The sequence below is a fragment of the Aliivibrio fischeri genome, from assembly GCA_038993745.2.
Classification (GTDB): domain Bacteria; phylum Pseudomonadota; class Gammaproteobacteria; order Enterobacterales; family Vibrionaceae; genus Aliivibrio; species Aliivibrio fischeri_B.
The window spans coordinates 2,549,979-2,561,938 of sequence record CP160629.1 but is presented as its reverse complement, the minus strand read 5'-3'; the positions used below and the strand labels follow the sequence as shown (position 1 = coordinate 2,561,938).

Genomic DNA, 11,960 nt, shown 5'->3' with positions numbered 1-11,960 from the left:
TTCGTACCGTGGATTATTCATGAAATCATAAGGTAAAGTATGCATTATAAAAAACGAAAGCTGTAACTTATTCAGCTGCTGTATATATGATATTTTCCTTATTTATTTTTTATATCTATATAGTGATTATCAAAAAAAGAAATTGGTTGCCGTTGAACAAATTCAGAGTGAATCAACACGTCAATTAGCTTATACACATAATGAATTTAATGAGTTATCGATCCGGATATCTAATACATTAGAGCTTCTTGCTGATAGTCGACCTTTATATGATTATTTTATACATCCTTCAGAAAGAGTAACAAATACTGTCGAATCATCATGGTTGAAATTGGTGGCATTGGAAAAGTTTTTTTCCCGATTAGAGCTCATTGATGATGAAGGAAATTATTTACTTTCTATTGTTTATTCAAATGATAATAAGCAAGCAGTGAAACAACTTCCCACTTCTCTTTCTGTTAATCATTCTTTGCTTGATAAGTTAACTCTATTACCTAAAGGGCAAGCTTTCTCTGAAGGCGTAAGATTAAATGAAGCATTAGCTGTTTCTGGGATTTATGAGCCGCTAATGCAGGTTGCTATTCCTATTGATATATCAGGGAAGAGAAAGGGATATATTCTTGCAGAGCTGAATGCATCCATCATTATTAACGTAGTAAAGTTCTCTCCTACATTGAGTATTTCACCTGCCATGATCAATCAAGATGGCTATTATCTTTTATCGGATGATAATCAGAACATGCTTGGTCACCTTGTTAGTGAACGAGTGGGTAAAACACTAAAAATTCAAAAGCCTGCATTATGGAGTGTAATGTCGAAGCAAAAAGAAGGAAGCTTATCACTTGATGATGGTATTTATTCTTTTTATCGTTTTGATATGAAAAAAGAAATTCCAAATAAAAAAATGTATTTTTTGCTCTATTACCCCACTTATGAAGTGAATGTTTTATTTGAATTAATTCGTGTTGAAATAATGGAAGAAGCGGCAATTATTTTTCTATTATTAAGTCTTATTGTTATTCCTTTTGGGATTCTACTCAGTTTTTGGGATAACTCTAATTTAGAAAGTCAGTTAGCTAAATCTGCATTAGAGGGTATGTCTGCTGTTGTTATCACTGATAGACATAGAAGAATTTTAAAGGTGAACCCAGCATTTACTTCAATTAGTGGTTTCTCTGCAAATGAAGTCATCGGAAAAAATACTTTCGATGTATTGCTATCTGAGAGCGAAAATATTGATAAACGTTTAACTACATGGAAGCAAGTTGAAGAGCTTGGTGCCTGGCAAGGGGAACTAGATGTACTGAGTAAAAATAAGAGAAAGCTAAGTCTATTGGTTCGTATTCAATCGGTTAAAAGTAAAAGAAAAGCGACTCAGTATTATATTATTTCTTACATTGATATTACTAAGCGTAAAGAGCTAGAAAAGGAATTGCGCTATTTAAGCGAAAAAGATGTACTTTCTGGTTGTTGGAATCGTAGAAAATTTGAATTTGAATTAGAAAATCAGACTTTATTAACTCAGCGTTATTACCCAGCGCATCAGTGTTGTCTTGCTATATTAGATATTGATCTGTTTAAACGAATTAATGATACAAAAGGACATGACGTTGGTGACCAAGTTATACGTTTAGTTTCTGATATCTTAAATAATGGGAGTCGAGAAACGGATTTTGTGGCTAGGATTGGTGGGGAAGAGTTTGCCATTATAATGCCTCATACCACGTTGATGGACGCCGAAATGGTGATAAATAGATTGCGAGTAGCTGTCTCTCAATTAGAGGAATATCACGTAACAATAAGTGGTGGCCTAACCGATTTAGGTCATTCAAAAAAAGACGCTTATAAGTGTGCAGATCTGGCTCTATATGAATCAAAAACGAATGGACGAAACCAAGTCTCTATTTGCTCTAGTTTAGAGGACTTAGCATAGAGGGATAAAAGAGTTATTAGACTAAAGTCTAACCTTGTCTATACTTACAATTACCGATACATAAGTCTAATTAGACATTACTTGATTAAGTAACATTAAAGGCTTGAAAATGAAGTGAGGTGGATATGTTTACTGATTTTTTAGTAAGACTCACGGTAGGTAGTTTAGCCATTTTAGGTTTTAAATTAAGCGCAATTTATTTTTTATTAATGGTATTGTTAATCAGTACCCATAATAAAGAGTTTTTTGGGTGGTGAATTTTCAATAAAAAAACCAGGCATTTGCCTGGTTTTTTTTATCTCTTAAGCCGAAAAGTAGGTTGATATAAGATCACTGGCTTTCGAGTAATGATTATTTAAATATTTGATGGCTTGTTCTGAATCACGTGACAAAGTGAGCTTCATCATAATTTCATGCTCTTCTAAATATTGAGCATAGGTTTCACTGATCACTTGAGGGTTATTATTTAAATGGCGGTAGCGTGTGATTTGATGAGATATATCTTGATAGAACTGATACATAATAGGGGATTGAGCCCCTTCTAGAAGTGAATTATGGAAATCAGTGTATCTATTTTCCCATTCTCTTAACTCTTCTATTTTCGCATCTTGTAGATTAATTTTGTTTAATTTATGGAAACTAGTTAGTACGTTTAATTCCCAATTCTCATTGCCGTTAGTGATGGCCTTTGCTAATAAAACTTGGCCTATAGTACGTAAACTTTCAAATAATTCTTTAAGCTCACTAAGGGAAATAGATGCAACCCAACATCCTTTTTGAGGTTCAAGTTTGACGTATTTATTCCAAGATAATTGAACCAGAGCTTCACGAATAGGGGACGCTCCTACGTTATAGCGTTCTTTTAATTCAGCAACGACCAGTTTCTGACCAGGTTTTAATTTTCCAGAGAGAATATCTTGGTGGATCATTTTTGAAACTTTATCAGTGAGAGTTAAGCTAGACATCTTATATACAATTTGGCGTGCGGTTAATATTGGTTGATAGTATAGCGTATTGTTTGTTTTGGGCAAGAAAATTTCATAAAAAAAGAGGCGAAAGCCCTCTTTTTATTAACTCGTTATACTTGTTTATAAATTCAATGAATTATAGAACGTGTACAGAAGCTGTGTTTGTAGTACCAGATGGAACTAGAGCACCAGAAACCATAACAACGATATCGCCTTTAGCGCCAATACCTGATTCAAGAGCTAACTCTTTACCACGTAGGTAGAATGCGTCAGTGCTATCGATTGAATCAACGATCATTGGAGTAATACCTTTAGAAAGACATAGTTGTGCAGCAGTCTTAGTATTAGTAGTTACAGCGATGATTTTAGCTGTTGGGAAGTATTTACGGATTGAACGAGCTGATTTACCAGCTTCAGTTGCAACAACGATAACAGGAGCGTTTAGTTTCTCAGCTGTATCTACTGCACCTTTACATACCGCTTCAGTGATACGTAGACGTGGGCTATCTAGACGAGAACCTAGTTCTGCTTTAAGAGCTGCGTCAGTACGAGCACAGATTTGAGCCATGATAGTTACAGCTTCAACTGGGTATTTACCTTTAGCAGATTCACCTGAAAGCATTACAGCATCAGTACCATCCATGATTGCGTTCGCAACGTCACCCGCTTCAGCACGAGTTGGACGTGGGTTTTTGATCATAGAATCAAGCATTTGAGTTGCAGTGATTACAACTTTACGTGCACGGTTACATTTCTCGATCATCATCTTCTGAGCGAAGATTACTTCTTCAACTGGGATTTCAACACCAAGGTCACCACGAGCAACCATGATACCGTCAGAAGCTTCTAGGATTGAATCGAAGTTATCAACACCTTCTTGGTTTTCAATCTTAGAGATGATTTGAATGTTCTCGCCGCCGTTAGCAACAAGTAGTTCACGGATTTCTTTAACGTCTTCTTCTTTACGGATGAAAGAAGCAGCAACGAAATCAACGCCTTGCTCACAACCAAATTTAAGGTCAGCTTTATCTTTTTCAGATAGAGCTGGAAGTTGAACAGAAACGCCAGGAAGGTTAACACCTTTGTTTTCGCCTAGGTCACCATTGTTAAGAACTTTACACTTAACTTCAGTTTCAGTTGTCGCAACAACTTCCATTTCGATTAGGCCGTCATCAACAAGGATAGTGTTACCAACTTCAAGGTCGTTTGCAAAACCTGGGTAAGTAACAGCAACAACGTCTTTATTACCAACAACTGAAGTATCTGTTGTGAATGTGAAATCTTGACCTGCAACTAGAGCAACATCGTCGCCGTTTTCTAGTTTGATTGTACGGATTTCAGGACCTTTAGTATCAAGAAGAATAGCAAGTTGTTTGCCAGTGTTTTTCATTACTTGACGTACGTTATCAATACGTTGGCCGTGTTCTGCGAAGTCGCCGTGTGAGAAGTTTAGGCGCATAACGTTCATACCAGCATTTGCTAGTTCAGTTAGTTTTTCAACTGATTCAGTTTTTGGGCCGATCGTACAAACGATTTTGGTCTTTTTCATGTGAGAAATCTCTCCAGATGAGTATATTTAAAATGATAAACGCAGTAATGCCCAGCTAATGTTTGAAGTGTTGAAAAATTACAACAATTTTATCTTCAAATAACACGATAGCTAAGCATTGAAATTCAGTAATTACCTGTATTTTAGCTCGAAAAGAGTAATGGATTATTGATTCAGGTAAACAATTTGTACTTTAATCACAATATTAAAAACAAATTTACATTACTCGACATAATTTCGAACATGTCTTTTTCGTAAGTTTCTATCTATTTTGACGCAAATTCTAACAGTAAAATCCGTGAAGATCACTTTCTAGTTAGTATGATCTTCGTCAAATATTTATTTTATAACTCGAAATAAAAAAGGCACATTGAGTGCCTTTATATTATTGATTTTCAATTGGTTGATATGCTTTAAGTTTTTGCATACCTTTCGCTAATTTAACGAACCAAGTACCAATAGCAAGAACTGAGATTACTGCACCAACAACTGGAATAGCAGCATAAACTTTATCAAGGATAGAGCTATCTACCCAGTAATCGAGACCCGCAGCCATACCACTCATTGTTGCAGCCGTTACTGCTAAAACAACGAAAAATGTAAGAAAAAGGAAAAAGCTTTTAATGATCGCGTAGTAATGACTATCGATGACTTCATCATTAGTGCCTTTATTCATTTGGTAGCCCGCATAAATAATTGCAATAATTCCTGAAACCATAAGAGTGATTGGAGTTAGTAGGCTTGCAATATAAGCAAACCAAATACCATTATCTGTTTTCTTTGACATAATATTTGCCCAGTAATGAAATGAATGTAGCAAGTATATACCTTATTTTTATTATGGGAATATACTTGCTAAGTCGTAGCGGTTATTTCAGCATTCTTTTTAGAATTTTACCTGTCGCTGTCATAGGTAAAGCTTCAACAATATCAAGATGTTTAGGGCATTTATAATCCGCTAAATGTTGACGACTCCATTTGATTAATTCTTTTTCTGAAATAGAGTGACCCTCTTTTAGAATGACAAAAGCTTTCACTTCTTCACCAAAACGAGGATGTTCAACGCCAATGACCGCGACAAGATGCACAGAAGGGTGACTCATATATACCTCTTCTACTTCTCGTGGATAAATATTGTAACCACCACTAATGATTAACTCTTTTAAACGGTCAACAACATAGATATACCCTTCATCATCAAAGCGAACAATGTCGCCAGTATGAAGCCAACCATTGATTATCGTTTTTGCCGTCTCTTGTGGTTTTTTATAATATCCTTTCATTACGTTATGACCACGAATGACGAGTTCACCTTCTTGACCTGTCGGAACTTCGTGTCCATTTTTATCTACCACTTTCATGGTTACGCCAGGTAACGGTTGACCAATACTGCCTGGTTTACGTTCAAATTCTAAGTGGTTAAATGCGGCAACAGGAGATGATTCAGATAAGCCATAGCCTTCAATAACAGGAACTTGTAGCTTCTCTTCAAATTGTTTCAATACCTCAACAGGCATAGAAGCACCACCAGAGATAGCAACTTTTAATGTTTGTGCTATTTCTTTAAGGTAAGCGCCAGGGTGTTTTTCAGCGTACGCTAATAGACCAATAAACATAGTTGGAACACCAGCTAAGTGCGTTACCTTATGTTCATGTATTTGTTGAACTACTGTTTTTGGTACAAAGCGAGAAATCAGAACTAAAGCACTACCTGCAAGGATAGAGGTGTTCATTATTAGGGATTGACCAAAGGTGTGGAACAGAGGAAGTATAGCGATGCTGACATCAGTGCCTTTTTGATTGGTTAGTGCTTGGCAAGCTTGTGCATTACATAGCATATTACTTTGGCTAAGCTCTGCTCCTTTTGCTGCACCTGTTGTGCCTGATGTGTACAGGATTACGCAGCTATCTTCTGCTGAGCGATAAACGGTTTCGAAGGTTTTTCTGCCCGTTTCTAACCACTGATTAAAAGAGTGTGCTTCGGCTGGCTTTTTAGATACAGGAGCGGTTTCGATAAGAATAAAATGCTCACAAAAATCAGCTTTAGTGTAGCCTTCGTAGCCAAATTGACCGATAGGCATCGCATCAGAACCTTGATATGAAATTAGAGCGACTGCATCTGAGTCTTTTAAGTGATAAGCAACTTCCTCGCCTTTTAACATGACATTTAAAGGAACAACAACCGCACCTATTTTTTGAATAGCATAATAAGCAATAACGAATTCAGGGGTGTTAGGGCAAGACAGAGCGATTTTTTCATTTGGTTTTATATTTAATTGATGTAAGTGATCTGCAATAGCATTTACTTTTTGATTTAATTCTTGGTAAGTAATCTTCTGCTCTTGAAAGATCAAAGCGATGTTGTTTGGACGAAAAGTTGCATTACGCTCAAGATTATTGGCTAAATTGTACATAGATAACCTTTATTGTTATTAGTTAATATTGAATATAAGGAAGTGTATATCAAGAAAGAAATAAAAGCAGAGAGGAAAAAAACATTTTATTGATTATATTAAGAATAAGAGCAAAGATATGAGGTACCAATGCTCTATTTAATGATTAGAACTTATAAGAAGCACCAAGATATAAAGAGTCTAAGGCATATAAATTCGTTTCTGTTGTTAATCCTGAACCACTTTGATAATCAAGGTACTCAACGGCATACATGTCCATCTCATAAGCCGCTCTGAATTGAACGCCACCTAATGCTTTTGGGGTGTATTCAACACCAAACCCAAACTTAAAAGCGGCTCCGTTATCATCAGTGAGTAACTCTTCACTTTGATTTAAATCTAAATTCGACATACCAACGAGTCCAAAGGGTCTGATGCCGTTTTTAAAGGTATACCCTAAGTTTGCAGCTAAAGAAATAGAGCTTGGCTTCATTGAATAGTTACCTACTTTTGCCTTCGTTTCTCCATAGTTTGTATAGGTTCCTTCAATACCGACAATCTTATTAAATTGATATCCTAAATAGACTTTTGTTGAGTTGCCATCGGCTTCAGCTGAAATGGGGTTATTGCTATACCCCCAAGAATCTTCTTCAGAGTAACCAAATGATCCAAAACCTACCCCAGCATAAAAACCGCTTATTTTAGGTTGAGATACATCCGTACTATCGTTGGCAAACGTATGGAAAGAGAGGGTTGAGATAAGGAGGGGGAGAAATATCCGTTTCATTGATTGCTCCATAATCAAAGTAATTATCAATCAGTATAGGTAGCTTTATTTGATATCCAAATTATTAATGCTTTTTTGTGATCTATTGATAGTGCAATTGGTTCTTTGATAGTGCGATTAGCTATTTTTCATTATTGAAAGGATCTTGAATAATAGTCTTTTGGTTATTTCTAGGATGGAGTATATGAATAAAAAGGATTATTGGCGATTGTTACTATATTAATTATTGTCGCAGTATGTACTTCAGGTTTAATGAGAGCGGCGATAGAACTATCAATATTTTTACTTTTGATGGGCTACCTATTCATCGTCAAAAAAAAGAAGATAAAATAAAAAGTAAAAAGGCTGATAAGTAAAAATACTCATCAGCCTTTTTTAATTTGGTGGCCCTCCCAGATTTGAACTGGGGACCGAACGATTATGAGTCGTGCGCTCTAACCACTGAGCTAAGGGGCCTTTGTAGGTGGTCGATTATAGGGGAAGATGAAAACAGTGTCTAGACATAAGGCGTCTGCTTTTTAATCAGTTGATTGAAAATATGCGTTCAGATCGAAAAAAGGTGAGCCTAAGCCCACCTTTTTGATTCTATTAACAAATAATCGTGTTTAATTATTCGTCTAAGAAGCTACGTAATACTTCAGAACGACTTGGGTGACGCAGTTTACGAAGCGCTTTTGCTTCGATTTGACGAATACGCTCACGTGTTACGTCAAATTGTTTACCCACTTCTTCTAGAGTATGGTCAGTATTCATGTCGATACCAAAACGCATACGAAGCACTTTTGCTTCACGAGGAGTCAAACCTGCAAGAACGTCATTTGTAGCGAACTTCAAGCTAGTTGATGTAGCTGAGTCCACTGGTAGTTCAAGGGTGTTATCCTCGATGAAATCACCTAGGTGCGAATCTTCATCATCACCGATTGGTGTTTCCATTGAGATAGGCTCTTTAGCGATCTTCAGAACCTTACGGATCTTGTCTTCTGGCATTTGCATGCGTTCAGCAAGCTCTTCAGGTAGTGGTTCACGGCCCATTTCTTGTAGCATTTGACGCGAGATACGATTCAGTTTGTTGATCGTTTCGATCATGTGTACTGGAATACGGATCGTACGTGCTTGGTCAGCAATCGAACGAGTGATAGCTTGACGGATCCACCATGTAGCGTAAGTAGAGAATTTGTAACCACGGCGGTATTCAAACTTATCTACTGCCTTCATTAGACCAATGTTACCTTCTTGGATAAGATCTAGGAATTGAAGACCACGGTTTGTGTATTTTTTAGCAATAGAGATTACAAGACGTAAGTTTGCTTCAACCATCTCTTTTTTCGCACGGCGAGCTTTTGCTTCACCGATAGACATACGACGACTGATGTCTTTAATATTCTCTACAGGTAAACCTGTTTCTTTTTCGATGCTATCTAGTTTTGCAATAGAGCGACGAATATCTTCTTCGTAACGTTGTAGACGTTCAACATATGGCTTATCTGAAGCCATAATTTCATTGAACCACTCATCAGAAGATTCATTACCTGTGAACAGTGCAATGAATGATTTCTTAGGCATTTTGCCGTATTCAACACACATACGCATAATTAGGCGCTCTTGTGTACGAACACGATCCATACCATCACGCATTTCTTTTACTAGGTAGTCGAATTGTTTAGGGATCAGTTTAAACTCACGGAAAATATCCGTTAATTCACCAATCGCTTCGCGTGATTTTGCATCATCGCGACCAAATTCTTCAAATGCTAATTGCATGTTGTGGTAAGAAGTTCGAAGCTCTGTGAATTTCTCTAGAGCAAGTTCAGGGTCGATACCTGCATCTTCTTCTTCTTCCGTTTCACCTTCTGCATCTTCATCATCTTCATCATCAAGCTCAGATTCGCTTAATTCAGAACCGATATGAGTTGCTGTTGGTGCAGACGAACCGTCATCATTTGGATCAACAAATCCTGAAATAATGTCAGTTAAACGAATTTCTTCAGTTTGTACTTTGTCAAACTGTTCTAGTAAGTATGAAATAGCGCCAGGGAATTCAGCAACAGAACACTGAACTTCGTTGATACCTTCTTCAATACGTTTAGCGATGTCAATTTCGCCTTCACGAGTAAGAAGTTCAACTGTGCCCATTTCACGCATGTACATACGTACTGGGTCAGTTGTACGGCCAATTTCACTTTCTACACTTGATAGTGCTGCTGCAGCGGCTTCTGCTGCATCTTCATCAGTTACGGCATCATCATCATTTAATGACATGTCATCAGCATCAGGAGCGGTTTCTACCACTTTGATACCCATGTCATTGATCATTTGGATAATATCTTCAACCTGCTCAGAATCGACAATCTCTTCTGGTAGGTGATCGTTAACTTCTGCGTAGGTCAGGTAGCCTTGTTCCTTGCCTTTGATTACAAGTAATTTTAGCTGTGACTGCGGATTTTGATCCATAGACGGTATCCTACTTCTGGTCTGTGTGACGGAATTAGTATGCGATATGCAAACCACTAATAATAACAAATTTTTTCATTGATGACGACAATTGGGGTTCTACGCTTTTAATTCTAGCATTAAGGCTAGCAGCTCCCTTTTTTCTTCGACTGATAAGCCAAGTGTTCTTTCTTTCGTCTGCAAACTTTCAATTTGTTGATTGATGCACTGGGCTAAAACACTGTCCAGTGAATCCATAAATACATCTTGTATATTGTCTTGGTCTATAGGAAGTTCCCATGCTGCCAAGCGTGATAATAGTTTTTCATTTTTATCACCGCGCCAATGTTCTAATAACAGGCCTGTGGTGATATGGGGATTATGTCGACAACTTTCAAGTAGCTGAAGAAATAAACTTAATCCAGGAAGTGGAATTTCTTTAACACTTTCTAAATCTGGTACTAATTGAGCAAGTTCAGGGTTTTGTAATAATAAAGTTATTACTTCTCGCATAGCCGTGCGTTTTATTTCTGGTTGTGCGATACGTTTGGGCTCTACAGCACCTTGTTTAGATATTAGTTGCTGTAATTGACTTTCATCGAGAATTCCAAGCGTTTTGCCAAGTTGCTCACGTAAATAAAGGCGTAATGTGCCACCCGGTACTTTATCTATTAGTGGCACTGCAAGCGTTGTTAATTTTGCTTTCCCTTCACGTGTACTGGTATCGATTTGGTCAACCAATGTTCTAAACATGAAGTTGATTAGTGATTCAGCGTTAGCGACTTCTTGTTCGAATGCTTCTTTTCCATATTGACGGATGTAAGTATCTGGATCTTCACCATCAGGTAAGAACATAAATTTAAGTTGGCGCCCATCATTTAAATAGGGAAGCGCTTGCTCCATCGCTCGCCATGCCGCTTCGCGTCCAGCTCGGTCACCGTCATAACAACAAACAACAGTACTGGTTTGGCGGAAAAGAAGCTGCATATGATCGCCTGTTGTTGCTGTTCCTAGAGAGGCAACGGCATAGTCGACACCATATTGAGCCAAGGCAACTACATCCATATAACCTTCAACAACTAAGGCTTGTGGTAAGTCTTTGTAGGCTTGTAATGCTTCATATAAACCATAAAGCTCTTTGCCTTTATGGAAAATAGGCGTTTCAGGTGAATTTAAATATTTGGGAGTACCTTCACCAATTACGCGTCCACCGAAGCCAATAACGCGACCACGACGATCTCTGATCGGGAACATGACTCGGCCACGGAAACGATCGTAACGGCGCCCATTATCGCTTTCAATTAACATCCCGCCGCTAACAAGGGCATCTTGTGATGCTTTATCGCGGCCAAAGTTATTTTTAACTAACTCCCATTCATCAGCAATATAACCAATACCAAATTTTTGGACAATCTCACCAGAGAGACCTCTATCTTTAAGATAGTTGATTGCGTGAATGTTTGCTGCGGATTTTAATTGGGAGCGATAAAACTGACTAATGCCGCCCATTAAGTCATATAAACTGCGTTTTTGTTCTGAATTTGCAGTTGGACCTGATGATGGGGCATTAAAACCACTGCGTTGTTCGCGAGGCACATCAAGACCAAGCATAGATGCAAGTTCTTCGATAGCTTCGACGAATTCTAATCGGTCAAACTCCATAAGGAAGTCAATGGCGTTACCATGAACACCACAACCGAAGCAGTGATAAAATTGTTTTTCTTGGCTTACAGAGAAAGAAGGGGATTTTTCATTATGGAATGGACAGCAGGCACCATAGTTTTTCCCTTGTTTTTTCAGTTTTACTCTTGCGTCAATAATATCGACAATATCGTGTCGATTTAAAAGCTCATCAATAAAACTGCGAGGGATATGTCCAGCCATTTTTTCTTTTCCTGTA

Annotated in this window: 8 protein-coding genes and 1 tRNA gene; 1 reads left to right on the top strand and 8 read right to left on the bottom strand. The window is 37.6% G+C overall.

The window, feature by feature from the left end; all coding sequences use genetic code 11:
- Positions 1–142 precede the first annotated feature (142 nt).
- Entirely contained in the window at positions 143–1,933 is a 1,791-nt protein-coding gene (locus AAFX60_012260) for a diguanylate cyclase (protein XDF77414.1), read from the top strand.
- Between the two features lie 302 nt (positions 1,934–2,235).
- On the opposite strand, the gene AAFX60_012255 is transcribed toward AAFX60_012260, so the two are convergent.
- The 8 genes from AAFX60_012255 to dnaG form a co-directional block, all read right to left on the bottom strand.
- The gene (locus AAFX60_012255) at positions 2,236–2,898 is read right to left on the bottom strand and encodes a GntR family transcriptional regulator (protein XDF77413.1); all 663 of its coding nucleotides are present in this window, start codon (positions 2,896–2,898) and stop codon (positions 2,236–2,238) included.
- A gap of 139 nt (positions 2,899–3,037) precedes the next feature.
- Positions 3,038–4,450, bottom strand: a complete 1,413-nt coding sequence (gene pykF, locus AAFX60_012250) for a pyruvate kinase PykF (protein ID XDF77412.1) — start codon at positions 4,448–4,450, stop codon at positions 3,038–3,040.
- Positions 4,451–4,835: 385 nt separating this feature from the next.
- On the bottom strand, positions 4,836–5,237 hold the full coding sequence (locus AAFX60_012245) for a hypothetical protein (protein ID XDF77411.1): 402 nt from the start codon (positions 5,235–5,237) through the stop codon (positions 4,836–4,838).
- Positions 5,238–5,319: 82 nt separating this feature from the next.
- Positions 5,320–6,864 carry a long-chain fatty acid--CoA ligase gene (locus tag AAFX60_012240; GenBank protein XDF77410.1) on the bottom strand — a complete coding sequence of 515 codons (1,545 nt, stop codon included), beginning with the start codon at positions 6,862–6,864 and terminating at the stop codon, positions 5,320–5,322.
- Between the two features lie 145 nt (positions 6,865–7,009).
- Positions 7,010–7,630, bottom strand: a complete 621-nt coding sequence (locus AAFX60_012235) for an outer membrane beta-barrel protein (protein XDF77409.1) — start codon at positions 7,628–7,630, stop codon at positions 7,010–7,012.
- A 381-nt stretch (positions 7,631–8,011) separates the two neighbouring features.
- A tRNA-Ile gene (locus tag AAFX60_012230) sits at positions 8,012–8,086 on the bottom strand.
- Between the two features lie 153 nt (positions 8,087–8,239).
- Positions 8,240–10,129 carry an RNA polymerase sigma factor RpoD gene (gene rpoD / locus AAFX60_012225; protein XDF78944.1) on the bottom strand — a complete coding sequence of 630 codons (1,890 nt, stop codon included), beginning with the start codon at positions 10,127–10,129 and terminating at the stop codon, positions 8,240–8,242.
- Positions 10,130–10,180: 51 nt separating this feature from the next.
- Entirely contained in the window at positions 10,181–11,944 is a 1,764-nt protein-coding gene (gene dnaG / locus AAFX60_012220) for a DNA primase (GenBank protein ID XDF77408.1), read from the bottom strand.
- Between the last annotated feature and the right edge of the window lie 16 nt (positions 11,945–11,960).

What these genes read in the sequence shown, in the direction of transcription:
- AAFX60_012245 (XDF77411.1), bottom strand. Translation starts at nt 5,237, where the DNA reads ATGTCAAAGAAAACAGATAATGGTATTTGGTTTGCTTATATTGCAAGC.
- dnaG (XDF77408.1), bottom strand. Translation starts at nt 11,944, where the DNA reads ATGGCTGGACATATCCCTCGCAGTTTTATTGATGAGCTTTTAAATCGA.
- AAFX60_012240 (XDF77410.1), bottom strand. Translation starts at nt 6,864, where the DNA reads ATGTACAATTTAGCCAATAATCTTGAGCGTAATGCAACTTTTCGTCCA.
- AAFX60_012255 (XDF77413.1), bottom strand. Translation starts at nt 2,898, where the DNA reads ATGTCTAGCTTAACTCTCACTGATAAAGTTTCAAAAATGATCCACCAA.
- AAFX60_012235 (XDF77409.1), bottom strand. Translation starts at nt 7,630, where the DNA reads ATGAAACGGATATTTCTCCCCCTCCTTATCTCAACCCTCTCTTTCCAT.
- pykF (XDF77412.1), bottom strand. Translation starts at nt 4,450, where the DNA reads ATGAAAAAGACCAAAATCGTTTGTACGATCGGCCCAAAAACTGAATCA.